The organism is Psychrobacter maritimus, from assembly GCF_904846345.1.
GTDB classification, from domain to species: Bacteria; Pseudomonadota; Gammaproteobacteria; order Pseudomonadales; family Moraxellaceae; genus Psychrobacter; species Psychrobacter maritimus.
The window spans coordinates 94,729-121,427 of record NZ_CAJHAJ010000002.1 but is presented as its reverse complement, the minus strand read 5'-3'; the positions used below and the strand labels follow the sequence as shown (position 1 = coordinate 121,427).

Genomic DNA, 26,699 nt, shown 5'->3' with positions numbered 1-26,699 from the left:
TAACATTGCTCTAACATATCGTTTGTAGACTAATGACGACTTACCCTCTAAGATTTTCTTATCTTTTGCCAGCGGGAAGCCAGCATGTATAACTTAACATTAACGATTAATCAGCAGGATTATGAGTTTGATACTCTTGACCCGCGCACGACACTACTTGACGTTTGTCGTCACCATTTACATATCACCGGACCCAAAAAAGGCTGCGATCATGGGCAATGCGGCGCGTGCACCATGCTTATTAATGGGCGACGAATCAATTCTTGTTTGACATTGGCGGTCATGCACGATGGTGATGAGATTACCACCATTGAAGGTATTGGACTACCTGAATCGCTATCAGAATTGCAACAAGCTTTTAAAGATCATGATGCCTTTCAGTGTGGCTATTGTACGCCTGGGCAAATTTGTTCAGCAACGGCATTGATAGAAGAAATCAAGCAACAATGGCCAAGTCATGTCACTACTAGTTTGCAAAATCCCAATGGGCTGCTAGTACAAGAGATTGCTGAGCGCATGAGTGGTAATATCTGTCGGTGTTCAGCCTATCCTAATATTATCAAAGCCATCTCACAGGTACTCGAAAACCAACTATCAGATTCTTCTTCAGTGATTAACGATACACGCAATAATGAGGCAGCGGCTCTAACTATTAGCGGTATTTGGTCACCACCGCCAAGCGAAGCACAAATTGGCAATCAGTCCATAGTAAAGCCGACTGTCCATGCCGATGTTCCCAATGCTGCCTATGTTCCCGATGCTGCCAGTGCTAAAGGAGAACGTTCATGAAGCGCTTTGAATATATCCGTGCTCTTGAACCGCAACAAGCCGTGATGTTTGCTACTCCTAAAGACGCTTCATTTATTGCTGGTGGCACCAATTTATTAGATTTAATGAAGATTGAGATTGAGACGCCTCAAAAATTGGTTGATATCACGCGCCTTGAATTAGCAGCAGTCGAACCTACTACTGATGGAGGTTTGCGCATCGGTGCTTTAGTCACCAATAGTGACTTGGCCGGACATCCCTTAGTCACTGCAGGCTATCCTGTATTAGCACGGGCAATGTTAGCAGGTGCATCAGGGCAACTGCGTAATAAAGCAACCACAGGCGGAAATCTATTGCAGCGTACCCGTTGTTATTATTTTTATCAGCCAGATAGTCCATGCAATAAGCGCAATCCTGGTTCTGGTTGTCCCGCTATCAAGGGTGAAAATCGCCCACTTGCCATCTTAGGGACGAGTGACGATTGTATCGCCCAGCACCCATCAGATATGGCGGTAGCGATGCGCTTACTTGATGCCATTATTGAGACGCTTAAAGAAGATGGCACCACGCGGCAGATTCCGATTAAAGACTTTTATTGTTTGCCAAAAGATACGCCCCACATTGAAACCGTTTTAGAGACGGGAGAGCTGATTACTCATATTGTTCTCCCAGCGCCCATGAAAGGGATGCACACTTATGACAAAGTCCGTGATCGCGCCTCTTACGCCTTTGCTTTAGTGTCCTGCGCGGCAGTAATCAACGTCAACGCTCAAGGGAATTTAGAAACCGTACGTTTGGCATTTGGTGGTATTGGCACTCAGCCTTGGCGTAATGAAGCGGTTGAAGCCTTACTTACGGGTACAGACGGAAACCTTGATGTTATTTCGCAAGCGGCAGATTTATTATTAAAAGATGCTAAGGGTCGTGGTCAAAACGACTTTAAGATATCGCTGACGCGGCGCTTGTTAAAACAAGTCATTCAGCGCGCATTGACGGCTAAGGGAGCATAATCATGTCATTATTGGACTCAGTACTGCCATCAGAACCCACCAAAAAAATGACCATGGATCATCCAGTTGATTCTCTGTTTGATGAAACTGCCAGTCAATTGGTTGGTAAACCTATCAATCGTGTAGATGGTTCCTTGAAAGTCAGTGGACAAGCGCCTTATAGCGCAGAATTTTATATTGAAGGGCAGGTTTACGGCGTCTTAGTGGGTGCGACCATTGCTAAAGGCAAGGTAAAGCACATTGATAGCCGTGCAGTAGAAGCGCTTCCTGGCACTATTAAAGTGGTCACTGACCCCAAACATTTTTTGCGTAACGCTCAGCAAGGCGGCAAGAAAAAAGCTCCTACTCAGGGCGCTGCCGAGATTTTTTATCATGGTCAGCCAATAGCTGCCGTGATTGCTGAAACTTTTGAAGCGGCTACTGAAGGCGCAAAAGCCCTCAAGGTGACTTATAAAGACGAGACAGAAGATGCCGTCATAGATTTTGAGGCAGCGTTAGAAAACGCCCATTCAGTCAATGAGGCGGAAGGCTCTGATAAAAATCACAAACAGGGGCATCCGGAGCAAGGACTTAAAGAGTCAGCGGTTTCGTTTGATCAGATTTATCATACGCCAAGCCAGAGTAATTCGCCCATGGAGCCACATGCCACATTGGCTTATTGGGAGGATGACAAGTTAATCATGTATACCTCCAACCAGATGTTGTCATCTTGCAAACAACAAGTAGCAGATGCCTTAGAGTTGGATCCAGATAATGTACAGCTGATAGCGCGTTATGTTGGCGGCGGCTTCGGCAGTAAACTTGGTATTGCCCCTGAATCGATTGCCGCGGCCATTTCTGCAAAAGAGCTCAAGCGTCCGGTATTGATTGTGATGACTCGTCCACAAGTCATGGAAACCACCATCAGACGCTCAGATACGCGTCAACGTATCGGCATTGGCTGCGATAAAAACGGTATTATTAATACCTTTATCCATAATACCATCACCAGTAATTTACCCGGCGAGAGCTTCTTTGAGCCCACAGCGTTGTCTACGCATTATTTATACCGCGGCGAAAATCGTCAGGTCGACTATCAGATGGTTGATGTCAATAAAGTCCTATCAGGTTCTATGCGCGCGCCTGGCGAGGCCGTCGGATTAATTGCTGTTGAATGTGCGATGGATGAGTTGGCCATTCAGTTAGATATCGATCCGATAGAGCTGCGCCGCCGTAATGAGCCGAAACAAGATCCCAGTAAAGAGATACCTTTTTCAACTCGGCAACTGATTGCCTGTATGGAAAAAGGGGCTGAGCAGTTTGGTTGGGAGAAGCGCAATACCGTGCCTGCCAGTCGCTTAGAAGGAGATTGGTGGATGGGTATTGGTATGGCCGCCGCTGCTCGTGGTAATCAGTTAAAACTCTCTCAAGCACGAGCAACCCTACAAGTTGATGACTCAAAAAAGCTTGGGGTCAAAGCTATTATTGAGACGGATATGACCGATATTGGTACGGGCTCTTATACCGTATTTACCCAAGTGGCTGCTGACCTTTTGGGTCTACCGGTCGACCATGTTGAGATGAAGCTTGGCGATACCAGTCTGCCGCCAGCCGTTGGTTCTGGCGGTAGTATGGGCGCAGCAAGCTCAGGAAGCAGTATTTATCTGGCGTGTCAGCAATTGCGCGAAATGTTGGCAGATAAAGTCGGCCTATATGCTGACACCATCCAATTGCATGATGGGCAGATTAGCAAAATAGGTGAGCATAAAGTCACAGTAACAGAGACTATCATCGAATCTGGTAAAAATGCTGCCACCGAGCTTGTAGATAAATTAACAGAAAAGACGAGCGTCTCTATCCCTGAAGCTGTATTGGAGCTCTTGCCAGAAACACAGAAAGCTAAACAAAGTAGCTATAATTTTAGTCATTCTAAAAGCTATTCACTGGCCGATATTGTTGCGCAATATGACGACCGAAAGCTCAGTGCTAAAGGCAAGATTAAACCGGGTAAAAATGAAAAAACCCATCGTCAATCCTCATTCGGCGCTAACTTTGCGGAAGTCGCTGTGCACCGAGTGACGGGTGAGATTCGAGTCAAGCGCATGACAGGTGTTTTCGCCGCTGGGCGTATTCTTAATCACAAAACCGCCACTTCACAGTGCTATGGCGGCATGGTGTTTGGGATAGGTTCGGCGTTGATGGAAGAAGTTATCCATGACAAGCATGACGGGCGCTTGTGTAATCATGACCTTTCTGAATACCACATTCCTGTCAATGCTGATGTACCGCAACTAGAAGTTATTTTGCTAGAAGAAGACGACCGTTATACCAATCCGATGCACATCAAAGGCATTGGTGAAACGGCGATTTCAGGCGCAGCGGCAGCCATTGCCAATGCTATCTATAACGCCGTTGGTATTCGTATTCGCGATTTCCCAATTACCTTAGATAAACTTATTGACCAACTGCCAGATTGATTGTTATCAAATACTGTCTTACTTTGTTTCGCTGAAAAACCCGATTAAATAACGGGTTTTTTTAACGTATTCTCTAAGGTTTTTTTAAGTCTATATTTTAAGTTGATAAGAGGCATTATGAATCAAATCGCTGATATCCTAGAGCTTGCCACACAAGCGATACAACAAAACACCGATGCCGTATTAGCCACTGTGGTGCGTACAGAAGGCTCGGCGTATCGGCAACCGGGTGCGATGATGCTGATATGCGCTGATGGGCGTTCGGTTGGGATGATTAGTGGTGGCTGCCTTGAGCCGCATATTATCAAACGTGCCTTTTGGTTAACTCGTCATGGCGCGACTGTGCAGGCCTACCAGACAGGCGATGATATTGGATATCATAAAAATAGCGATTCTGATTCGACTGTTGTAAAAGACGTTAGTGTTAAAGATGAGGATATATCTGAAGATGATTTTTTAGAGGGCGAGCTCAATTTTGGCTTGGGTTGTAATGGACGAGTGCATGTGTTGTTTGAGCGTTTAGCGACAGCAATACCGCTATTGGATCTAATCCGTCAGGTTCGTCACACTCAGCAACCGGTAACGATTGCCACTCTTGTTAGATCGGATAATAGCGAAAACGGAGCGCTCGACCTGCAAGTTGGTAGCCGTGTTTATTTAGATAAATATTTAAAAACAAGCAGTCTGACGGATATATATTTGAACCACAACATGGCAGGCGACGCGGATACTGTTATAAATAATGTGTTGTTAAAGGCGATTAAAAAATTATCAAAGCATCAGTTTCATAAAAAAGATGCTGGATACCATGCTGAATATGTTGAGCTGGCAAACGATTTAGAGTTACAAGCTACAGCTAATCGTCAGTATGAAAGCGGGGCAGAATTAGTGTTAAAAACCGGTCACACGGAGTGGTTATTGCAGCAGATCTGCCCACAAATACGATTACTGATTTGCGGGGCAGGCAATGATGTTATACCACTGGTGACAATGGCAAAGCTGCAAGATTGGCATGTCACCGTCATAGACAGTCGACCGCAATATGCGACGCGTCTGCGCTTTAGCCAAGCAGATAGCGTGCTATGTTTACCCTTGGATGATATCGAAACATTGCTCAAGCTTAGTGCTGGCGCCGCCGTTGCTGTGATGTCTCATAGTCTGACCCAAGACCGCGCTCGACTTGCCGTGCTACTAAAACATTCTGCTCACTATCATTATCTTGGGCAATTAGGGCCTCGCTATCGTACTGAACGTTTAATCAAAGAGATTGGTGAGACAAGTGCTAACCCGCATATTTTAGCGGATGGTATTGATAAATTGCATTATCCTATCGGCTATAAATTGGGCGGAGATGGACCAGAAGCATTGGCACTGAGTATCATGGCGCAAATGAGTGCGGTAATGCATAATCAATCCCCTCAAACCATGAGCCCTAGCAGCCAAGAACAGCGTAGCAAAACTGATGTACAAGCACCGGCATAATCATAGTCATAAACATCGCTAAGATAAGGGAGGATATAGATGCTTATTACAAATAGTCGTAAACCTAGTCATAGCCATGCCGTTATTCTCTTAGCAAGCGGACTTAGTCGACGCCTCGGTCAACCAAAGCAGTTATTAAATAAGAATAATGAGTCGCTAATTTGCTATATGACTCGCCTTGCTATGCTGACTCAGCCTAGCCTTATAGTGATCGTGGTTCCTCAAAACCAGTCAGCGATTTTAGATTCGATTGCTGATTTAACCGATCAGCTAAATAGCCTCCAATCATTGATTAAAATAGTAACGAATTCATCACCCGAAAAAGGGCTAGGCGAGAGTTTATCCATTGGTATACAAGCCTTAGCTACGTTTGATGGTTTATCTGTCAATTCGGTACTAATCATGGGCATTGATCAAGTGTTATTGGACAGCGAACATTTGAGCAAGCTGTTGGCAGGTAAACACACTGTCGTTGCTAGTAGTTATAGCCCTTTAGATGACCATCATTCTAAGATTGCTAATGAAGCCCGTATTATTGGTCTACCTATTGTCATTGATTACGAGCGTCTTAAAAACTGGCAATCGGCTCTGATAGGTGATAAAGGATTGCGGCATTTGATTAGAGCGCTGCCATCCAATCAAATCAGTACCGTTGATAATCCTAAACTAAGCCACGATATTGATACGCCCGCACAACTTACCTATGCTAAGCAAAAACATTGGATTGATTAGTAGTGTTAAATGCTGTCACTTGCCGCAATCGCGTTTGTGTAATGGCCAGTAGCCAATGACTGGATTAGTAACCGAAGTTCCCGCAGCATTTCTAACCAATTTAGAACAAAACAATCTACATTGAGATACGCAATATAAGATGGTCCTGACTTATGATTGAGTGTAAATATACTTCACTAACAAGGATTAGAAATCATGTCAAACCAGCCTACTGATAACGATAACATCAAGAATGCCCTAGAGTCGCTTGAAAATACAACGGAAGCGCCTTCAAATAATGAAGTGACGGGTGTTGAGGTTTTAAAAGGCGATAAAGTAATGTATGAAGACGGTGATTTTGAAGATTACAATGCCGAAAAACAGATTGAGTCTGATAAAGAGGGTAAATCTGCCAAAGAAGATAAAACTAGCAACGAAGATGAATCTAACGAAAAAGATGAATCTAGTGAAGATGATAAGTCTGAAAAAAATGATAAGTATGGTGCGACGATAGCTAATATCTACCAATGGGCGTCTAAGCTTAAGGATGAATTTATCTCTGATAAAGACGGCAAATCTGATTCTAATGAAAAAGAGAATTCTGATAAATCCGATAAAGATGATAAGCACAGCGCAACGATAGGTCATATCTATCAATGGGCGTCTAAGCTCAAAGATGATTTTACCTCTGAAGCCTCTAACATGACGCATGAAGTTTCTGAAAAAGCGCTCGCTATGATGCTTAATAGGCTTGTGGACGGGGTAGAGGCTGAGCTAAAAGCCTTTGATAAGAAGGTAGAAGACTCTAAAGAGTCAGTGCCTAATCTAGCCGAGGAACGTAGTAAAATTTCCGATAAAAAAGACAAATACCAGAGTATGCTTGATCAACTACGAAACTAATTGGCACCAAAAAATTATAAGTTGCTGTAACATCAGCTTATAGACGTAAAAAAAACCTTGTATGCTTTACGCTACAAGGTTTTTTGTGAACCGCGCCGACTATATCGGAGGCTGATTTACTTGAGTCAGGCAGCGCTGCCTGACAGATTAGAGGTCTTGCCCTGTGTATATTTAGACTTCTTTAGAGCTGTACATCTTAACTGGCAATTTTACGAACCAGTAAAGTAAGTTTGTCGTTGCCATTACCAACAGTCGCTTCCTTATCATAGGCAACTGTCGTTTCATGTTCAGTAAGATTGTCACCAGCTTTAACAATCGTAATTACTTTAGCAGTATGCTCATTAGATGGCTTTACTGTCAGGTTATACTCAAAATCAGTGCCAATGGCGATCGATGCCATCTCCTCAGCATTTACCAGCATCACAGGTGACGCAATTAACTCACCATCTTTAAATACAGAAGTAGAAACCTTATAAGCATCGGCGGCAAAGCTTGATCCTGACGCCAACACAGCAGCTAATAACAGACCTATTTTTACTTGCATTCTAATGTCCTTGTTTATAATAAACTTAAGAGACAGCGATGGTGATTCTTAGCTATTTCTTTGAGTGAATATTGAGCAATGTGTGTAGCCAGCTAAAAGCGGACTGTATTTCATGCATTCTATGATAAAAGCGTTATACATTGAAAGTGATATATTAACTCTTTAGCGTATTTAAAAATCTCGATGCATGTACACCACGAATTACACTGTGACTGTTTCAATGAGCAAAGCCGTTGATATTATTAGCCTACAGCCTGATATTCAAGTCTTCACTAGGGAGTTAAGTATATTCATGATCTACACTCCAAATGCCATAGTATGAAGGTGTTTACTACCTGACCATCAACAATTCTACAGCAACCTCAAAACAATACTCATCTTTGATAGTAATGTTCACCTTACCTTTATGAGCATTAGCAATGGCCTGAACGATGGACAATCCTAGCCCTGTCCCCGAATGCTGATTGCCCGTCTTATCATGACGATAGAAGCGCTCAAACAGCTTATCAGCTTCAATCTGATCTAATGGTTTGTCTAGACGATTGGTCATAGTTATTCTTAACCATAGCTGCTTTGAGGGTTGAATATCGTCTTTTGCCGCATTAAGTAAATTGTTTGAAGTGAGGACGGTAGCGGATATCAGGATAGCGCTGTCACTAGCCGCATAATAAATCGCATTTGACATCAGATTGGCAAACAGCCGTTGCAATAAGCCTTCATCACCTAGTACTGTTTTAAAATCACCCGATTTCTCAAAAGTTATCTCACGATCTTCGGCAATCATTTCATAATAGTCTATCAGCTTTGTGAGTAGCCTCTCGGTATCGACATCACTGATTTGTGAATCACTCAGCTCTTTTTGGGTTTTTGCCAGTAGCAACATATTGTTAATCATGGCGGACAACTGCTCTAACGTATCGTGCTGATGATGCAATTGCTCGATGTATTCGTCGCCTTCTCTTGGCTTGGTTAACATGACCTGCGTTTGCGTACTCAGCGTCGCTATTGGCGTGCGTAGCTCGTGGGCGATATTGTCTGAAAACCGTGACAACGATTCAAAATTACTTTCAAGCTTGACCATCATCGAATTATAAGATTCTGCGAGTGGTCGCAGTTCTAACGGCATATCGCCAACCACCACTCTTTCATCTAACCTTTGAAGATTTATGCCTTTCATTTTTTGTACGATAGTAGCTAGAGGAGCAAAACCCCAATATACACTTAATGCCGCTATTGAAACCAATAATAAGGTGATGGCTATAAGTATCAAGCTTAGCTGGCGATTAAACTCGATAAGATATTGATGGTGCACATCGATAGGTAGAGCAATAAATGCCAGAACCTCTTGATTTTCAATGATAATTGCTCGGTAATGCCTATTGTTTATCTTAATCATAAACTGCTGATCGTGATGATCCTGCCATAGTGGTAACAAGCTAAAGTCGGTCGGTAAGTCATGGAGGAAATTACTGGGATCACTAGATAATAATTTGCCGTTTTTATCTGATATTAAGGTTTTTAAATCATAATCTAGCCAAGAAGAATGCAGGTGATTGTCATCAATGAGTGATTGCGACTTTGACACTGTCAATGGTTCTATATGATCGTCCAGATTAACCATGCGTTTGCGCAGGTTAAAAGCCGCATGAGTAATGATTTCTGAGTCCATTTGCTCAAAGTGTCCACTCACAGAGCGCTGCACCCACGCATAGATAATGATCTGAGAGATAATAACGAAGACCGTTAGCAAGAAAATAGTTCGCCATAGCAGTGACCAGCGCCGGTTTGTGAATTTATAGTTCATGTTATTTAGAATGGTCTCCGCCCACGCCACTTTGAACCTCAGTAGCTAGCGCCTCTAATCGATAGCCCATCCCGCGTACCGTGTGAATCAGCTTTATATCAAATCCATCGTCTATTTTGATTCGTAAACGTCTTATAGCCACGTCAATGACATTCGTATCACTGTCAAAATTTATGTCCCATACTTGCGAGGCAATCACAGTACGTGGCAGTACTTCACCTTGGCGTTCTAGGAAAAGTTGTAATAAAGCAAACTCTTTGGCAGTCAGTTTTATGATGGTATCACCTCTATATACGGTACGTTTGGCAATATCCATTTTCAGGTCTGCTACATGTATGACTGAGCTTTTATAATCCGATTGATTGGCACGGCGCAATAGGCTTTTTATTCTAACAATCAGCTCAGCAAAAGCAAAAGGCTTGGTTAGATAATCATCGCCACCAATTTCAATACCTTTAATCCGATCGCTTAAATCATCTTTAGCCGTTAAAAACAAAACAGGCGTATGCTTGCCAGCGGCACGGTAGCGCTGTATCAGCTCAAAGCCACTGACGTCAGGCAGCATGACATCCATCAGCACCACACTAAAATCTTCAGTCATTAACGCATGATAACCATCCAAACCTGTCATATGATGATCCACGATGAAACCGGCCTCAGTTAAGCCTTTCTTAATATATTCTCCAAGTTTTTCCTCATCTTCTACTAACAGTACTTTCATCGTCGCTTTCCTTCATATCATTATGGTTGTCAACAGCATATTACTAATGTTGTTGGCTTATCAGCCGTATGTTTATCAAAAACCCTTGTGCTAACAGCGCTCTTTGGATAGAGGCAGATGCTGGCATTTGGCTTTAATGACAAGCAGATGACAAGCAGATGAAAATAATATGTTGTTCCTAACAAACATGTCATGTCCGTGTCATCTAGCTGTCAGCCCACATTTAGTATTCTAAATAAACGCCGCATAGAGGCTAGTCTCTGATACAGACCGCTTCTACAAGTTAAGCGATTATCTTACTTAAACAGCTTATTATTTATCTTCAAAGGGTCTTATATGAAAAATTATTGTTCATTAAAAAAAGTAGCTTTACTTTCAGTATCGATGTTAGTGGGCATGTCAGCGGCCAATGCGCATACCACACACTTAGATGCTTCTGTTCTTGGTAATTGTGATGCGGTTACTCGTTTTGCAAAGAACGCAGATCATAACGATGCACAGATTTCTAGCGCGCAAATGAAAGGCTATGTTGATGCGAGAGTCGCGTGTCAGATACAGCATCAAGATCAGCACTTGCAGTCTGAAAAATATTTTGTGAAAAAATATGGTAGCGATCGTGATAGAAATGCTGAAGCTATATTAAATGAATATGTCGCGCATTAAAATCGAAAGCGATGAGAATGACAACATTGTAATCTTAACGTCATCTACCAGTCAGAATGAATAACGTATCATTTAGACTGGTTTAACGGCTTTACCCTTAATCACTTTACCTTCAATAGCTTTTAATCCAATCAATAGGAATTAACTATGTCAAATTTTAAATTACTGTCTAAATCAATCGCAATGACGGCTATCGCTCTTATTGTATCAACCTCAGCGATGGCGCATGACCCAAAAATGCATGCTGAGAAAGACCAGATGAACTGTGAAAAAATGCAAAAGCATATGCAGATGATGGAAAAAATGGATCATAGCAAGATGGACATGAACGACCCCGCCATGAAAGCCATGATGGCTAATATGGGAAAAATGAAACAGATGTACCAAAAACACTGCGTGACTAATGACAGTAAATCTTAAGAATTTCAGCTCTGTTAATCAGCTCTGTTAAATAATAGTCAACACTTAACGGAAATAAATTTTTAGGAAAATAGATGAAATTTTTATTGGGTGCGCTCTTTACCGTATTTGTGACAATCACTGGCGTGTTTGCGGTTGTTAGCAGTGGCGTTGTCAGTGTGGGCGCAGACCAAGAGCATAGCCCAATGATGTATAGCTTTTTAGAAACTGCGCGCAATCGTTCTATAGAAAATGCCAGTAAAGATATTGTGGTACCAGATTTAGAGAAAGTTGACATGATCAGCTCTGGTGGCGCGGACTATAAGGATATGTGTGCAGGCTGTCACTTGTCTCCAGGAGTGGCACAAACTGACTTTAGCGAAAGCTTATATCCAAAGCCGCCCAACTTTACTAAGGCTGACATCGTCAAACGCTATCAAACTGAGGATGGTGCACAGCAAAGCTTTTGGGCAATCAAGCACGGTATTATGGCATCTGGAATGCCTGCGTGGGGCGCGTCCCATGATGACGATAGAATGTGGGCAATGGTCGCTTTTATCAGATCGTTACCTGAATTAAGTGAAGCTCAGTACACCATGCTAACCACGAGGATAGATAGCGATATTATGGACATGAGCTTTGATGGTGATATGGATATGTCAGAAGATGGCTCTGGAATGCAGCATTAACCTTGTTTAGATATGAATGCGTCATAAGTAACGGTTGTCGTCATTAACAATGCAGTACCGAACAGTGCTGCATTTAACGTTTGTAGTTAAGTATATGAAGCTACAAATATAGGGTTCAGTTTTTAGAATATCGAGCATAACCATAGACGCTTAGGAGTAATTTAATGAGACGTTACATACACGTGTTTTCTAATGGACATAACTGGTTATCCGGTCGTGTTCTTTTATGGGTGGTGACAGCGGCATTACCCTTCACAGTAGCTGCTTGTAGCCAATCTAATACCAACGTCTCTGACTCGCAGTCAATACAAGCTGAGCCTGTTGCTGTCCAGAACGTACAAAATAATAAATCAGCTCCGTCAAATGCTCCCGTTAACAGCTCGTCATCATTACTCAAAAACGTCTCAGCCACAGTGTATAAAGACGCCAACTGCGGCTGCTGCAAAGAGTGGGTAGGCTATGCAAAAAACAATGGATTAAGCGCGACCACGCACGATGTTGCAGATGTATCCTTGTTCAAAGAGCGATATGGCGTACCACAGAAAATGCGCTCTTGTCATACCACCGTTACCACCGACGGTTTTGTCTTTGAAGGCCATGTCCCTGCTAAACACATGGCTCAGTTTCTGGAAAATCCTCCTGCACAAGCTATTGGACTGGCCGTACCGAGTATGCCGGTTGGCAGCCCCGGTATGGAATATCAAGATAAATTCATGCCTTATAAAGTGATGCAGCTTAACAAAGACGGTACCACAGAAGTTTATGCCGCTATTGATTCTCCTCAGCAGCAACTATAATTTTGATGGTTGTTTTGGCTGAGATCTGGATAAATTGAATGTGAGTAGCATCAAAAGCGGCTTAATAAGATTCCCAATCGTAATTGACGTATCGTTAAATATTATAACTATAAGCTCACCATCTCTCAAATTGAATTAGGTCATCATTATGAATAAACAGAACATACTGAACCGCCGGCGTTTTTTGACAGGGTCATCTACGCTACTTGGCGCGTCTATGCTATCGACGCTACCGACCATGGCCAGTAGCGCATTGGGACACTCAAGTCGCTCAGGCAGTCAGGGCGCTACTATCAATAGTGACCAAAACACTCATAAAGTGCCTGTATTGACAGGGAAAGAGTTTGATTTATACGTCAGTAAACAGTCCGCTATTGTTAATGGTAAAAAGAGTATGGCAACGCTCATCAATAATTCACTGCCAGCACCGACGCTAAAGATGCGTGAAGGCGATACGGTAGTGATACGTGTTCATAATCAGATGGATGAATCAACCTCTATCCATTGGCATGGATTGCTGGTGCCTTTTGAGATGGATGGGGTACCGGGTATTAGCTTTGATGGCATTCCTGCAAACAGCACCTTTACTTATAAATTCAAACTCAAACAATCAGGCACCTATTGGTATCACTCACACAGTGGCTTCCAAGAACAAACCGGTATGTTGGGTGCCATTGTGATTGAACCTAAAGGGCGTGAGGGTCATCCTATCGACGAAGACCACGTGATCGTGCTCAGTGATTGGACCAGCCGCAACCCGCATAACCTCTTGAAGCTGCTCAAACAGCGCGCCGACTTTGACAACTATCATCTGCCAGACTTCAAGAAGCTACTGTCTGATATCGCTGAAACGGATATGAAAACCGCGTTTGATAAACGCAAAATGTGGAATCAGATGCGCATGATGCCCACTGATTTTACTGACTTGTCGGGCGAAAACACCTTCACCTACCTTATCAATGGCAAAACCACCGCGGCTAATTGGGCACAAATCGTCAAGGCAGGACAGCGCGTTAAATTACGCTTTATCAATGCTTCAGCGCAAACCATCTTTGATGTGCGCATACCCGGTCTCAAAATGACTGTGGTGGCAACCGATGGTATTGATGTCGCACCCGTTGCGATTGATGATTTTCGTATTGGCGTGGCTGAGACCTATGATGTCATTGTCACCCCAACCAAAGATGGGCATACCATATTTGCCCAAAACATAGATCGCTCAGGCTATGTCGCTGCGACGCTTGCCACCAAAGAAGGCGCTTGTGCGGCAACGCCTACTATGGACAAAATCGAATGGCTCACCATGGCAGATATGATGGGCGCTATGGGTGCTGATGGTTATAAAGCCAAGCATGCCAAAACTGAGTATGACTTCAAATCTGACATGCGTGTGGACAGTCCACGTATGAACCTTGATGATCCCGGTATTAACCTGCGTAAAATTAATAGAGAGGTGCTGAACTATAGCCAGCTGCGCTCTGTCGATGAGGCAATATTTGCAGAGCAGCGCAAACCTACCCGAGAGATCGAGCTACATTTAACCGGTAACATGGAGCGCTATATCTGGGCGTTTGATGGGGTTAAGTTTAGTGATGCGACACCGGTTAATATTAAGCCGGGTGAGCGCGTGCGTATTACCTTAGTCAATGACACGATGATGAACCATCCGATGCATTTACATGGGATGTGGAGCGATTTGCGCATGCCTAACGGCGAGTTTCAGGTGCGCAAGCATACTATTATGGTGCAGCCGGCACAAAAAATCAGCTTTGATGTCACAGGAGAAGCTGGTCGATGGGCATGGCATTGTCATCTGCTCTATCACATGGAAGCCGGTATGTTTAGAGAAGTGGCGGTCATTTAAGCAAATCTTTGATTGATAGGTGAGAGATGAGATGAAAATACATAAAGTAGGTTTACGGTTCGCTGGGGCATCATCGTTGGTACTGCTGGCATCATCATTCGCTAATGCTGCTGACCCGTCCACTGCTAAAAAAGACATGATGATGTCAGACATGGATCATAGTAGTATGGATATGTCTGGTATGGATCACAGCGGCATAGATATGTCGGATATGGATATGTCCGATATGGATCATAGCAGTATGGATATGTCCGATATGGATCATAGCAAAATGGATATGTCAGGTATGCAAGGTGGTAAAGCGCCAGCTGATGCGCGCAGTCCTGACTATTCAAACGGCGTTCCTTATGGACAGTATGGTAAGCCTATGATGATGGGTGATATGCCATTATGGGGCGTTTCTGTAGATGATTTAGGTTATCAGTTTGATGACGATCAGATTAATTATGAGGTTGGTGCTTGGTATGGCGTAGATGAGCGCCGCCTCTCTTTGCGCAGTGAAGGTAGTGTTCAAACCAAAGATGATAAAGAAATTGATAGTCTGACCTCATTGTCTTACTGGAAGCCGCTAAGTATTTTTTGGAATGGCGAGGCCGGTGTTGCTTATGATACCGAAAATGACAAACCTGCCATTATGGCGGGTATTGTTGGTACTATGCCTTACTTTATTGAAACTGATGCCAGAGCTTATCTGTATTCTGATGGACAAGTTCGATTGGACCTTGGCGCAGAATACGAGTGGCGCTTGAGCCAGCACTGGGTTGTGATACCGGAAGTAGGACTAACAGCCTTTAGTAAAGAAGACAGCGACAATCATATTACCAAAGGTTTTAACGAGATGGAGGCTGAAGTGATGCTCACTTATGAGATATTCAGTCGCCAACTGGCGCCTTATGTGGGTGTGAGTTATGAGACAGCGCTTGGCAGTGCTCGAGATCAGCGTCGTCAACATAATGAATCGGTTGATAGCAGCAGTTTGACTGCAGGGGTTAAATTCTGGTTCTAATATTATTAATATAATAGGAGATATACTATGAATGCTTCAGATCAAAACAACATGAATCATCAACAGGGCATGAACCCTTATGTCAAGTTCACCTTGATGATCGTGACGTCTACGATTGTGATGTACATCATGATGTATTTCAATACTTATGAATGGAGTCATGTTTACTTTAGTGAAACCCGAGCTTATATGGCGCTCTACATGGGTGCGGGTATGGCTGTCATTATGCTGGCCTTTATGGGTAATATGTACAAAAAAACCAAAATTAATTTGATGGTTTATGGGCTAAGTGTATTGATGTTTGCCATCGGTATCTGGGGCGTGCGCTCTCAAGCAACCGTGAATCAAGTCGATTGGATGCAGGCGATGATACCACATCACTCGATTGCTATTTTGACCAGCTCACGAGCAGATATCGAAGATCCACGCGTGCGTCAGCTTGCTGACGATATTATTAAGGCACAAAAGCGTGAAATCGCTGAGATGCAAGCGCTTATTGAAGAGTTGGAATAAACAGTCATAAATTTTGAGCATTTTGTATTAGGTGTCATTAAGTAAGCAGCCTATTGAAAGGTGTACGTACATACGCTAGTACTATATCATTACTAATACTAAGGAAATAATAAATAAGGAGTCTTTGTAATGGTTATTATGATGCACGGTATGATGAACGCGCCTATGCACGGCATGATGAATGGATCAATGCATGGTATGGGTTGGGGAGGATCTATTATCTCCCTGTTGTTCACGGTACTCGTTTTTGTGGTACTGATATTAATTATTATGTCGCTGATCAAATATCTGCGTAAACCAGACTAAGTCTTATGCTTAACTAAGTTGTTAGGCATATAAAGCAAGAGTAGAGACAACGGCTATCAGCGGTTGATATTACGGATTCAAAATCTCTACTCATGGTCTTCAAGGAGTGGTTTTATGAAACATATTGACGATACTCAATCTATGAAAGGCGGACAGTACGATAAAGTACCTGCTGACTATAGTGGCACAATCTATACCTGCCCAATGCATCCCGAAGTCAGAGATGTTGAAGATAGTGGCTGTCCAATATGCAACATGGCACTCAAACCTGAAGACGAGGTCGCTAACTCAAGCAATAATAATCACGACCATAACCATAACCACAGCCATGCAGATGGTCATGGAGAAGGCGCGGACAGCGGTGAAATAAAATCTGTCAAAGGCGGACAGTACGATAAAGTACCGGAAAATTATAGCGGTACGATCTATATCTGTCCCATGCATCCAGAAGTGAGAGATGTTGAGAAAAGCGATTGCTCTATATGCGGTATGTTTCTTAAACCTGAAGACGAAATTGTTAAAGAGATCGCTGATTCCAAAGACAATGAAGACAGCCATTCACATTGTCATGGGAAAGATACTGACCGTACCGAGGTAAAGTCCGTTAAAGGCGGCAAATTTGATAAAGTGCCAGCTAGCTATAGTGGTACCGTTTATATTTGTCCGATGCATCCAGAAGTGAGAGACGTTAGGAATAGTGGCTGTCCGATATGCGGTATGGCGCTCGAACCTGAAACTGTCACTGCTGGTGAAGAAGATACCGAAGAGCTCGATGATATGACACGGCGCTTTTGGATTTGCACCTTACTTACCTTGCCGCTATTTATTTATGCCATGAGCGATATGTTTGGGATAAACCTAGATCAAATTGGCTCAATTGATATCTCTGGACAACTTGGTCAAATAATACAGTTAGTGCTTGCTACTCCGGTTGTACTTTGGGGCGCAGCACCCTTCTTCGTTCGAGGCTGGCAGTCTATCAAAAGCCGCAATCTGAATATGTTTACCTTGATTGCGCTGGGCGTAGGCGCTGCTTATATTTTTAGTATTGTCGCGACCTTTTTTCCGGGTATTTTTCCAGATAGCTTTAGAGATGGCGCTGGTCAAGTGGGGGTGTATTATGAAGCGGCAGCTGTCATTGTCACCTTGGTGCTACTGGGTCAAGTATTGGAGCTAAAAGCTCGAAGTCAAACTTCAGGCGCGATCCGAGCGTTGCTTGAGCTCGCACCGCCAACCGCAAGACGTGTTGATGAAAACGGAGAAGAGAGTGAAGTCTCACTTGATGAAGTCGTCAGTGGTGACCAGCTAAGAGTTAGACCCGGTGAGAAGCTGCCTGTAGATGGTACTGTGCTCGATGGTAATAGTAATGTTGACGAATCAATGGTCACGGGTGAGCCAATCCCCGTATCAAAAGTACAGGGAGATACAGTGACGGGCGGTACGGTAAATGGTACCGGAACGCTATTGGTCGAAGCGGTGAATGTTGGAGCAGATTCAGTATTATCCAAAATTGTGCAAATGGTTGCCGCAGCCCAACGTAGCCGCGCGCCTATCCAGCGCTTGGTTGACAAGGTAGCAGGTTGGTTTGTACCTATTGTTATTGTCACCTCCATCGTAACCTTTATTGTCTGGGCGATATTCGGCCCTGAGCCTGCTATGGCCTATGCAATGGTTAACGCCATTGCGGTGCTCATTATCGCCTGTCCTTGTGCGCTCGGACTGGCAACGCCGATGTCAATCATGGTTGGTACGGGAAAAGGCGCGCAAAACGGCGTCCTTATCAAAAATGCCGAAGCACTAGAAACGATGGAAAAAGTCGATACTATCGTTGTTGATAAAACTGGAACGCTAACCGCTGGTAAACCTGAGCTGACTGCTATTGATGCGCTGGCAGGTCAAGATGAGGATGAGTTTTTAGCGCTAGTAGCTGCCGTAGAAAGTGCCAGTGAGCATCCTTTAGCAGAAGCTATCGTGAAAGCGGCGCAAGATAGATCACTCATTATTCCTAAAGCTAGTGATTTTAATTCAACGACTGGCGAGGGCGTACAGGCTGTGGTCAACGGCAAACAAGTCGCGATCGGTAACTCAAAGCTTATGGAGCGTTTAAATAGCTTCGATCAGGATTTGTCTACTAAAGCTGACGTCCGTAGAAAGGATGGTGAAACGGTCATGTTTGTGGCTATAGATGGTAAAGCTGCTGGTATTATTTCAGTTGCTGACCCTATTAAACCAAGCACCAAGGAGGCTATTTCACTGCTTCATGATGCGGGACTAAAAGTCGTCATGCTAACGGGCGATAATGAAAAGACCGCGCAGGCAGTCGCCAATAAATTAGATATCGATGAAGTTCATGCCGACGTCTCACCAGAGGACAAAAACCGCATCGTCAAAGAGATGCAAGACAGCGGTAAATTGGTGGCGATGGCAGGGGATGGCATCAACGACGCGCCCGCATTAGCGCAGGCTAATGTTGGTATCGCTATGGGTACCGGCACTGATGTGGCGATGGAGAGTGCAGGGATTACCCTGCTAAAAGGCGACTTAATGGGTATTGCAAAAGCCTATAAGCTTAGCCACGCCACCATGCGTAATATCAGACAGAATCTGTTCTTCGCCTTTATCTACAACGCACTTGGTATACCGATTGCTGCTGGCGTGCTATATCCTGTGTTTGGGCTTCTTCTTAGTCCTATGATAGCAGCGGCTGCCATGAGCTTGTCGTCAGTATCGGTGATTGGTAACGCACTGAGATTGCGTACTTTGGATTTATAGTGTGAATATTAAAAAATCCCAATATTCACAACCTCATCTAAGTAAGATACTAAATTAGATAAAGGCTGCAAAAGCTATATAGTATAGTGTTGGCAGCCTTTTTTAATGTATATTTTTTCTAAAAAGTAAGTGCATATACTTAAGACTCTGATATTTTATTTGATCTATACGAAAAGCTATGTGCAGGCAAAGTCTTGCATTGGGCAGAGGTTGAGCAGTTTGTCATTGTCTTTTATGCAAGGAGTAAGTCTAACGCGCCTATTAGCAATATCTGTAAACCTGCCATTGAGTGTTGGCAAAAGCGTTACATGCTCGCCCGTGGACAAGCCAAGATGCTGCTTGAACGTAGCAAAGCTGCATAGGATGCAACTCTACAGATTATAAAAGTTATAAGACAGAGCGAGACGCGATCGAGATTTTCAAAAAGGATCTGACCATTTTTAACGACCTTATCCCAAACCATTTGGGATAAGGTTGTAAAGGTGCTAGCAGGTAATCACAAGCGCTTAAGAAAGACATTTGACGAAGTACATAAAGAGTTTGAATGGGTTTAGGTAATGCGAGGTTATGTCTAAATACAATAATTGGTGCGCTTACAGGGACTCGAACCCCGATCGATCGCTTAGGAGGCAACTGCTCTATCCTGTTGAGCTATAAGCGCATAATGGAGTGCTATTGTAGAAAAAACCTATTACAAAAGCAATGAGTAATCATTAAGCAGCGGGCTTCATGCTCACTTACCATTGCTAAGGACGTCGGCGACATCTACTTTCAGCTCGCCTGTTGCTTGTTTGGCGCCTGAGCTCGGTTTGAATAAATTATCCATATCGTTCTTATAGCCATCGATATTGTTATAATCATGCTGGCTTAAGATGTCTTGTCCGGTACTTGAAAGCAAAAAGTTTCTAAAGTTAATAGCAGCAGGGTTTGGCGTCAATACAACGCCATCTACTGCTTGCGTATCTTGTAACGCATAGCTAAATGAGATAAGGCTGCGGGTATCGGTATTGTCACTTTTAGCTTGAGTTGCCACTTCAGTATCAGTCTCATTATTTTCATTAAGACCATCTTTCGCTGTTTCCTCTTGAACACTATTATTTTTCACTTTATTTTGATTGTGCTTATCTTGAGCCGCCTTTAATTGTTCTTGCAGTGGGGATAAGCGCTCTTTTGACAGCTTGCTATTAGCAATAATTATATCAGTATTCACGACATAAGATGCGCGTTCATCGTCAGTGCGATGACTGTCGGCAAATTCACTGTCAGATAGCGTTAGAAGGGCCGCGGAAGTAACATAGTTTGTGACTATCTGCACATGCGGATAGCGTGATTGAAAGGTTGTGATAACAGCATCTAAAGGCACTTGTATCTTGTCTTCTGCTTGTATATGCAAGGTGCTTTTGGCAATGGCGTTTTCATCATCTGCTGTCGCCGTTGATGCATCATTATCATTTGCCATAATAGGCAGAGGATCCATGTTTTTACGATTGCTGGTCCATAACCAAGTAAAGATGGCGATAAAAATAATTAGCAGCAGTAAAATAAGCCCGGCTAATAGCAGCTTGTAGTCTCTCATAAGTTACCGCTCTTTTTTTTGGTTAAAGTAATCAATGATTTAAATGAATAACGAATGGTAGCAAATTTACTCGTGCTGATTTAACACCTCATCCGCCAAATCTGCCAGCATATCAGCAAAAATATCTGTCGCTTCTACTGCAGCAGCTGTTGTTTGTTGCTCGCTACTTTTTTGTTTAATAGGGCTATTTTTCTTAATGCTGCTAGCGTTATTTAATGGCGCAGCTTGGTAGTTTGAAGGGGAAACCGTCTGCTTGTCAATCGCTTTTGCCACTGCTATTTTGGGCGCTACCGTTTGGTGCGCGGCTAAAGGCGATTCACCTGTCGCAAGCTTATCTTTGAGCCATTTAAAACCATTTGTCTCCCACCATGCCTCAAAGCGTGGTAACGTACTGCCGCGAACCGCCGCTGGCAAGTTTAAAGTACGCAGTTTTTGGGCGAGCACGGGGTCGCTAATGGCTTGATGAATACTTAAGTAAAGCGAGCTGCTATCATCGGTATAGGGCTGTCTGTTTTGCCATGACCTATCATCAATTTTCATGCGCGGCAGTGCCCACAGCTCACCGCGATAGTATACAACATATAAACGTCGTTTAGGATGGACGAAGATGGCATCAATGGGACGCAAAGGCATAGTATTATAGTATCTCGTCAATATAAAAAGATTAAATAGTTAAGTATCAACAACGGTAAACAGCGACATAAGACAATCAATTAAGATAATAATATCTTGTCTTGTAGAAAAATAGTCTTCAAGCAAATTAAGCGGCGTAATGGCACGACACTGACTGTCGCGCGGTGTTTCTACCGCGATGAATAGACTGGTAAATAACCGGCATCAATGGCACACTAATATCCGCTTATTTTACAATTTCTCAGGCTTATGATTAATAAGTCGCTCGTCGTTAACCGTTGCTATTATTTTTATGCGGCTATTTATTAGATTACGCTCAGTATGCTAGCAGAAATACAGTGCAGTAACGACCTAGAAACATAGATTGGTGAGTACTGCTTGTCGCATTTCTTAAACGCCATCGATGTGCGCTGTCTACTGAGAAGCTACTATAAAGACGGCGCTATAATAGTCAGCCATACTTCTCAACGTTAATTTTTCTTAATGTTACTTTTTCTTAACGCCATTTTATTATTCACCTTATTAATTCAATCAGACTATTCTTTATGTTTAAAATCATTCAGTCCCACCGTACCGAGCTTTTGGTTGAGCAGTTGTTGGAGGCTTATAAGTCCAAAAATCAACCCATTTTTGAAGAGTTTGTGGTCATTGTGCCGTCAATGGTACTTGGTGATTGGCTAGATAAGTCTATTGCAAGTCAAGCGGGTATTAGCACCTTAGTGACGACGACGTTTTGGGGTCAGTATCAGTGGACATTGATGCAGGATGTGTTAAGCCGTCACAATGCCTATTTGTTAGAACAAAACCCTGATGCGGCAACCCTCAATGTGCCTGAGGTGGCAGTGCTGTCACCAACGGTAATGCAGTGGCGCTTGTTTGGCTATTTGACCTACTATCAAGAGGCGATTGTCGCTGATGAAAAACACCCAGTTCATCCGTTGCTAGCGTCTTTAATCGATGAGCCGCAAGAAGAAGTTCAGCAGGACAGTGCACGACAAGACAACGTACAACAAGACAATGTACGACAGGATAAGGCGCAACAAGATGCGCGTATTTGGCAGCTGGCAAGTGATTTGGCGAGGGTGTTTAACCGCTATTTGACCCATCGTGAGGACTGGTTGGACCTATGGTCACACAATAAGCCGCTTAATGTAGATGCGCTGATAGCAGATAAAGATGCACTATCCCTGCGCTTCGATAAGTATGCGCGTGGCACGCCTGAGTGGTTGGTGGCGCACTATGTAGAGTTAGAGGTCGCGCAGCGTTTCTTATGGTCGCATTTGTTTGCCGATGTGCATCAGCACCGTGTCGCGCTTGAGGATACCTTTTGGTCAGCCTTAAAAGAAAACAAGGCGAATGAACGTGCTCAGCTGCCAAAAGTTCTGCGTATTTTTACCATTCAGCAATTGCCACAAACCGAGCTCGACTTTTTACAGCGCTTATCACAATACATGAATATCACACTGCTGCACTACAACCCATCCAAGCTGTTTTGGGCAGATATTGTTGATAAGTCGTGGCTACAGCGTCAGCAGATTATTAACCCTGAAAGCGTGTTTTTACGTGATTATGGTCACAGTTTGCTATCGCGTTTGGGCAAACAGTCACGTGATACCTTTGCGATGCTTGCTAATTTATCGGGTAATGAGCAATACCAAGATGCACTCGTCGAGTGGCAGGATATTTTTAATGAGGGCGATGATGGCTTAAGTGATAAGTTTGGTATTGGCTTTGATGACAGCGCTCACTATGTGCAAGATAGCGCAAGTTTATTAAGGCGTTTGCAAAATGATGTGTTGATGCTGGATGAGCAGTCTACCCAGCAAGCGACAGCAGCAAAAGTCTCGCAAGCAGTCAGTAAACAATTAGAGACGGGCTCTGATCAAGACGAGCAAGAGACACCATGGTATGACGATGAAGTGTTAGAAAATAAACGCTTTGAGAAGGAGCGTTTTTGGGCAATGTCTTCGCAAGATAATAGCCTAAGCATTCATTCGTGTCATAGTTTGCAGCGTCAACTTGAAGTACTGCGTATCATGATTGGGCGCTGGTTGAATGAACCGCTAAAATCTGGTGAGAAAAAACGCCATATATCCGATATTGTCGTTTTGCTACCCGATGTTGAGCGTCACCATGCGCTGATCAGCTCTATTTTCGTCAGCGGTAAAGGTCAAGACGGTTTGACCCTGCCAGCAAAAGTGACGGGTGTTGTCGATGCGGATATTCGCCAGCTATGGGAAGCCATTATTGGTTTTTATAAGTTATTAGGCAGCCATAGTGCCCGCTTTGAAGCGGCAGAGGTGCTTGATTGGCTGATGCTGCCACCGCTGTATGAAAGTTTTGGCTTAACCCATGACCAGATGAGCCGTGGCTGTGATTTGCTGGTAGAGGCAGGCTTTATCCGCGGCTTTGATGAATGGCATCTTAAACAAACCCTAGATAGCAACGACTATGACTACCGATTTACCTTTGCTCAAGCGCTAGATAGATTAACTTTGGGTCTGGTAATGCCAGAGGCCAAATTGAGCAATTGCTTATATCCTTTGGCACAGGAAGATTGGCCAAGCACAGCCTTGCCAGAGATGAGTTTGCCGCTACCGCAAGTGAGCCTAAACGATGCGATGATTGTTGAAGCGCTTTGTCGTATTTATGCCGGTTTGACCGCGCGCCGTGATGATCATACACAAAAACTAAAAGCGGAGGATTGGCTCGATCAGATTGAGACGCAAGTCATTCACCGCTATTTCGGTGATGTCGATCAAACCCGTACGATGCGCGCCATCTATAACGCTATGAATGGCTTTAAATCAAGCCTGAGAGCCAATCGCCACTATAGACAGTACGCCAGTAGCGATAGTGTCAGTAATGCTAACAAAAAAGAAGTAGAGCAAAGGCTGGCAGGCGTTGAGCAGTTGCCATTAAAGCTGAGCTTTATGCTGGACAGTATTGAAGCGGAGCTTGAGAGTCAGCAGGTCAGTGCCGAGCCGACTGGGGTGATTACCTTTGGTCGATTTGGTGCGTTAAGAAACGTGCCTTTTGATTTGGTGGTGATGCTCAATATGGATCTCTCTGAATTCCCTGGGCGTGATCTTGATAATCGCTATGATTTGATGAAAGCCACCAATGCCCGCCGCGGTGATAGAGTCAGTGAAGATGATGATAATGGTGCGTTCTTAGACGCATTGCTGTGCGCGCGCAGCGCTTGCTGGATATTTTATAACGGTCAAAGTCTGACAGACACCCACGAGCACCTGCCAGCCAACCCAGTCAGTGAGCTATTACAGTTTTTGCAAGGTGAGGTGCAGTGGCAGGTCAACTCGCTTGAAGCGTTAGACACATTGCCTGAGAATGTTGACTCTACCACCGAGAGCCTTAAGCGTTATTTACCTAAATTGATTAAACAGTGGCTGGTGACGGAGCATCCAGCTTTGCCTTTTCATGAGAGTTTGTTTGAAACAGACATTGAAGACGCAGATGTTGCTGAGCAAGCGTCTGACACTCCTAAGCTCAATTTGAATGAAAGCGCAGCTATCCACACTGACAATAATATTCAAGACAACAGCCTTATTGATAATGCAGATGAGCTAGATGTTCTTTTGAATAAAGCCATGCGCAAAACCAAGCTTGCGCAAAAACGTCAGTTTCCGCCTGCGCCGCTTTGGCAAGCGGTGTTTCATACCTTAAAGGGTAGAACATCTAGTGAGCATGCAGAACTGGTTGGCTTGCCTACCAAAGCACAGTACGAATCAATCGCTCAGCTACTTGGTCAATCTTTAGGTCAGTTAGGACAATTAGACAATCAAACCTTAGATGCATTGGCTGAGATGCTGTCATTAGAAGCGACAGCTGTCTCCAGTGATTCTGCTGCTGTAGGTGAGCCTACTAAAAAGGCACTTTCCGAAACTGTATTTAATATTGGAGAGATAGACGTTGAAGGGGTATTGGCCTATCAAGTGCGTCATCCGGCCAAGGCATTTTTGCGTACTCAAAAGGTACATGTGGTGCAAGGCGAGGAAGCAATGGCACATCAAGAGCCGCTATTCCTAGACAGCCTGACGACCTATCAGATTAAAGAGTATTTGATTAATGAGCTGGCGAGCGATGCCGCCAATAACAATTCTGATAGCTCAGCTCAGCAAGACAGCCCAATATTGATGTATCAAAAAATCATGCCAGCAGGTGTAGCGCGCCAAACGACCTTGCCCAATCAACAACAAAAACTGCAACAGCAATGTCAGGAATTTAAAGAGCAGCTAATTGCTAATGGCTTGGATGATGCCCCGATATTAGAGGAGAGCGATATAGGTGGTTTGCAGCTACTGACCCCAACCACCGAGCATCCCGTTCAGATAGAGCTAGCGGCTGTATTAAATGATACTGATAATGCGCCATTACTGAAGCTATTGCCTCAACTCATTAAAATAAAAGGCTCAGTACCAATATCAGTAGCAATAAATGCTAATAACAATCGCGCTAATCTACAGGCTGGCGTGTCCTATGCCGAGCAATCCCCCAAGCAGTGGTTAAACATACTGCCCAATTCTGCTAGCCCCAAACATTTAATCAAGTTTTGGTTGTCGCATTTGTATTGGCAAGTTGCCAGACGCACTACTGCCGAGCAAGTCGTATTAAATGATGGGGTGAGTATTTGGCGTTTTAATAAGCCCAACTCACAAGTCAAAAAATATGAAAAAGTAACCGCCTTTAAGCTAAACCCTATTGTGTATGAAGATGCCGTAGCTGAGCTCATAAAGTGGGCGATGTTTGGCAAGCTAGCAGGTCAAGTGCCGATTACCTTATTGCCAGAATATGGGCTCAGTTATCTTGATAAGTGTACAAAAGCGGAAGAGAGTGAAGATGAGATTGGCAGCTATTGGCCAAAACGCGCAGACTTCTCAGATTGGCTAAGACCTAACTATCATGTAGACACGGTATACGATACCTGCTCGCAGCATGCCATTTGGCAATATGTACTGCGTGATCAAGACGCGTTTAAAGCCTTATCAGCAGCATTAACGACGTTAGCACAGCCACTGTATGAGCCGATGTTTACTGCCCTACAAGGTTTAGATAGTTAGCTGGCTA

22 protein-coding genes and 1 tRNA gene are annotated in these 26,699 nt (G+C 43.7%); 17 read left to right on the top strand and 6 right to left on the bottom strand.

The features are described 5' to 3' along the window. Positions 1–84 precede the first annotated feature (84 nt). From JMX50_RS03350 to JMX50_RS03325, 6 genes are all read left to right on the top strand, one after another. Positions 85–789, top strand: coding sequence for a 2Fe-2S iron-sulfur cluster-binding protein (locus JMX50_RS03350; protein WP_201628424.1), 705 nt, complete (start codon positions 85–87; stop codon positions 787–789). Then, positions 786–1,778 (top strand): FAD binding domain-containing protein, encoded by a 993-nt coding sequence (locus JMX50_RS03345; RefSeq protein WP_201628423.1) that lies wholly within the window; start codon positions 786–788, stop codon positions 1,776–1,778. The genes JMX50_RS03350 and JMX50_RS03345 overlap by 4 nt, the downstream gene beginning before the upstream one ends. 2 nt (positions 1,779–1,780) lie before the next feature. Next, complete coding sequence (locus JMX50_RS03340; RefSeq protein WP_201628422.1) at positions 1,781–4,234, top strand: xanthine dehydrogenase family protein molybdopterin-binding subunit; 2,454 nt, start codon at positions 1,781–1,783, stop codon at positions 4,232–4,234. Positions 4,235–4,351: 117 nt separating this feature from the next. Then, a complete protein-coding gene (locus JMX50_RS03335; protein ID WP_201628421.1) occupies positions 4,352–5,716 on the top strand; it encodes an XdhC family protein in 1,365 nt (454 codons plus the stop codon). A 39-nt stretch (positions 5,717–5,755) separates the two neighbouring features. Continuing rightward, positions 5,756–6,448 (top strand): nucleotidyltransferase family protein, encoded by a 693-nt coding sequence (locus tag JMX50_RS03330; RefSeq protein ID WP_201628420.1) that lies wholly within the window; start codon positions 5,756–5,758, stop codon positions 6,446–6,448. Positions 6,449–6,643: 195 nt separating this feature from the next. After that, entirely contained in the window at positions 6,644–7,327 is a 684-nt protein-coding gene (locus JMX50_RS03325) for a hypothetical protein (RefSeq protein ID WP_201628419.1), read from the top strand. Between the two features lie 196 nt (positions 7,328–7,523). On the opposite strand, the gene JMX50_RS03320 is transcribed toward JMX50_RS03325, so the two are convergent. The 3 genes from JMX50_RS03320 to JMX50_RS03310 form a co-directional block, all read right to left on the bottom strand. Further along, positions 7,524–7,871: a hypothetical protein gene (locus JMX50_RS03320; RefSeq protein ID WP_227670888.1), complete on the bottom strand. Its 348-nt coding sequence runs from the start codon at positions 7,869–7,871 to the stop codon at positions 7,524–7,526. A gap of 331 nt (positions 7,872–8,202) precedes the next feature. Then, positions 8,203–9,675: an ATP-binding protein gene (locus JMX50_RS03315; protein ID WP_201628418.1), complete on the bottom strand. Its 1,473-nt coding sequence runs from the start codon at positions 9,673–9,675 to the stop codon at positions 8,203–8,205. A gap of 1 nt (position 9,676) precedes the next feature. Next, the gene (locus tag JMX50_RS03310) at positions 9,677–10,396 is read right to left on the bottom strand and encodes a heavy metal response regulator transcription factor (RefSeq protein ID WP_201628417.1); all 720 of its coding nucleotides are present in this window, start codon (positions 10,394–10,396) and stop codon (positions 9,677–9,679) included. A 336-nt stretch (positions 10,397–10,732) separates the two neighbouring features. On the opposite strand from JMX50_RS03310, the gene JMX50_RS03305 reads away from it, so the two are divergent. From JMX50_RS03305 to JMX50_RS03260, 10 genes are all read left to right on the top strand, one after another. Next, a complete protein-coding gene (locus tag JMX50_RS03305) occupies positions 10,733–11,059 on the top strand; it encodes a hypothetical protein (protein ID WP_201628416.1) in 327 nt (108 codons plus the stop codon). A gap of 147 nt (positions 11,060–11,206) precedes the next feature. Further along, complete coding sequence (locus tag JMX50_RS03300; protein ID WP_201628415.1) at positions 11,207–11,479, top strand: hypothetical protein; 273 nt, start codon at positions 11,207–11,209, stop codon at positions 11,477–11,479. A 74-nt stretch (positions 11,480–11,553) separates the two neighbouring features. Next, positions 11,554–12,147, top strand: coding sequence for a c-type cytochrome (locus tag JMX50_RS03295; protein WP_201628414.1), 594 nt, complete (start codon positions 11,554–11,556; stop codon positions 12,145–12,147). A 164-nt stretch (positions 12,148–12,311) separates the two neighbouring features. After that, positions 12,312–12,944: a DUF411 domain-containing protein gene (locus JMX50_RS03290; RefSeq protein WP_201628413.1), complete on the top strand. Its 633-nt coding sequence runs from the start codon at positions 12,312–12,314 to the stop codon at positions 12,942–12,944. A 148-nt stretch (positions 12,945–13,092) separates the two neighbouring features. Further along, complete coding sequence (locus JMX50_RS03285; protein ID WP_201628412.1) at positions 13,093–14,808, top strand: copper resistance system multicopper oxidase; 1,716 nt, start codon at positions 13,093–13,095, stop codon at positions 14,806–14,808. Between the two features lie 31 nt (positions 14,809–14,839). After that, a complete protein-coding gene (locus tag JMX50_RS03280) occupies positions 14,840–15,814 on the top strand; it encodes a copper resistance protein B (protein WP_201628411.1) in 975 nt (324 codons plus the stop codon). 27 nt (positions 15,815–15,841) lie between these two features. Then, entirely contained in the window at positions 15,842–16,327 is a 486-nt protein-coding gene (locus tag JMX50_RS03275) for a DUF305 domain-containing protein (protein ID WP_201628410.1), read from the top strand. Between the two features lie 129 nt (positions 16,328–16,456). Then, positions 16,457–16,633, top strand: coding sequence for a hypothetical protein (locus tag JMX50_RS03270; protein WP_201628409.1), 177 nt, complete (start codon positions 16,457–16,459; stop codon positions 16,631–16,633). Between the two features lie 114 nt (positions 16,634–16,747). Next, positions 16,748–19,405 (top strand): copper-transporting P-type ATPase, encoded by a 2,658-nt coding sequence (locus JMX50_RS03265; RefSeq protein WP_227670886.1) that lies wholly within the window; start codon positions 16,748–16,750, stop codon positions 19,403–19,405. A gap of 194 nt (positions 19,406–19,599) precedes the next feature. Continuing rightward, positions 19,600–19,767 carry a hypothetical protein gene (locus JMX50_RS03260; RefSeq protein WP_201628408.1) on the top strand — a complete coding sequence of 56 codons (168 nt, stop codon included), beginning with the start codon at positions 19,600–19,602 and terminating at the stop codon, positions 19,765–19,767. A 223-nt stretch (positions 19,768–19,990) separates the two neighbouring features. Here JMX50_RS03260 and JMX50_RS03255 read toward each other — a convergent pair. The 3 genes from JMX50_RS03255 to JMX50_RS03245 form a co-directional block, all read right to left on the bottom strand. Then, positions 19,991–20,066, bottom strand: a tRNA-Arg gene (locus tag JMX50_RS03255). 72 nt (positions 20,067–20,138) lie between these two features. Beyond that, entirely contained in the window at positions 20,139–20,981 is an 843-nt protein-coding gene (locus JMX50_RS03250; protein WP_201628407.1) for a hypothetical protein, read from the bottom strand. Positions 20,982–21,047: 66 nt separating this feature from the next. Continuing rightward, the gene (locus tag JMX50_RS03245) at positions 21,048–21,614 is read right to left on the bottom strand and encodes a hypothetical protein (protein ID WP_201628406.1); all 567 of its coding nucleotides are present in this window, start codon (positions 21,612–21,614) and stop codon (positions 21,048–21,050) included. Positions 21,615–22,159: 545 nt separating this feature from the next. Between JMX50_RS03245 and JMX50_RS03240 the strand changes: the two genes are divergently transcribed. Continuing rightward, complete coding sequence (locus tag JMX50_RS03240) at positions 22,160–26,692, top strand: exodeoxyribonuclease V subunit gamma (RefSeq protein ID WP_201628405.1); 4,533 nt, start codon at positions 22,160–22,162, stop codon at positions 26,690–26,692. The last annotated feature ends 7 nt before the right edge of the window (positions 26,693–26,699 follow it).

Coding starts and splice junctions, on each gene's coding strand:
- JMX50_RS03350 (WP_201628424.1), top strand. CDS start 85: ATGTATAACTTAACATTAACGATTAATCAGCAGGATTATGAGTTTGAT.
- JMX50_RS03345 (WP_201628423.1), top strand. CDS start 786: ATGAAGCGCTTTGAATATATCCGTGCTCTTGAACCGCAACAAGCCGTG.
- JMX50_RS03340 (WP_201628422.1), top strand. CDS start 1,781: ATGTCATTATTGGACTCAGTACTGCCATCAGAACCCACCAAAAAAATG.
- JMX50_RS03335 (WP_201628421.1), top strand. CDS start 4,352: ATGAATCAAATCGCTGATATCCTAGAGCTTGCCACACAAGCGATACAA.
- JMX50_RS03330 (WP_201628420.1), top strand. CDS start 5,756: ATGCTTATTACAAATAGTCGTAAACCTAGTCATAGCCATGCCGTTATT.
- JMX50_RS03325 (WP_201628419.1), top strand. CDS start 6,644: ATGTCAAACCAGCCTACTGATAACGATAACATCAAGAATGCCCTAGAG.
- JMX50_RS03320 (WP_227670888.1), bottom strand. CDS start 7,871: ATGCAAGTAAAAATAGGTCTGTTATTAGCTGCTGTGTTGGCGTCAGGA.
- JMX50_RS03315 (WP_201628418.1), bottom strand. CDS start 9,675: ATGAACTATAAATTCACAAACCGGCGCTGGTCACTGCTATGGCGAACT.
- JMX50_RS03310 (WP_201628417.1), bottom strand. CDS start 10,396: ATGAAAGTACTGTTAGTAGAAGATGAGGAAAAACTTGGAGAATATATT.
- JMX50_RS03305 (WP_201628416.1), top strand. CDS start 10,733: ATGAAAAATTATTGTTCATTAAAAAAAGTAGCTTTACTTTCAGTATCG.
- JMX50_RS03300 (WP_201628415.1), top strand. CDS start 11,207: ATGTCAAATTTTAAATTACTGTCTAAATCAATCGCAATGACGGCTATC.
- JMX50_RS03295 (WP_201628414.1), top strand. CDS start 11,554: ATGAAATTTTTATTGGGTGCGCTCTTTACCGTATTTGTGACAATCACT.
- JMX50_RS03290 (WP_201628413.1), top strand. CDS start 12,312: ATGAGACGTTACATACACGTGTTTTCTAATGGACATAACTGGTTATCC.
- JMX50_RS03285 (WP_201628412.1), top strand. CDS start 13,093: ATGAATAAACAGAACATACTGAACCGCCGGCGTTTTTTGACAGGGTCA.
- JMX50_RS03280 (WP_201628411.1), top strand. CDS start 14,840: ATGAAAATACATAAAGTAGGTTTACGGTTCGCTGGGGCATCATCGTTG.
- JMX50_RS03275 (WP_201628410.1), top strand. CDS start 15,842: ATGAATGCTTCAGATCAAAACAACATGAATCATCAACAGGGCATGAAC.
- JMX50_RS03270 (WP_201628409.1), top strand. CDS start 16,457: ATGGTTATTATGATGCACGGTATGATGAACGCGCCTATGCACGGCATG.
- JMX50_RS03265 (WP_227670886.1), top strand. CDS start 16,748: ATGAAACATATTGACGATACTCAATCTATGAAAGGCGGACAGTACGAT.
- JMX50_RS03250 (WP_201628407.1), bottom strand. CDS start 20,981: ATGAGAGACTACAAGCTGCTATTAGCCGGGCTTATTTTACTGCTGCTA.
- JMX50_RS03245 (WP_201628406.1), bottom strand. CDS start 21,614: ATGCCTTTGCGTCCCATTGATGCCATCTTCGTCCATCCTAAACGACGT.
- JMX50_RS03240 (WP_201628405.1), top strand. CDS start 22,160: ATGTTTAAAATCATTCAGTCCCACCGTACCGAGCTTTTGGTTGAGCAG.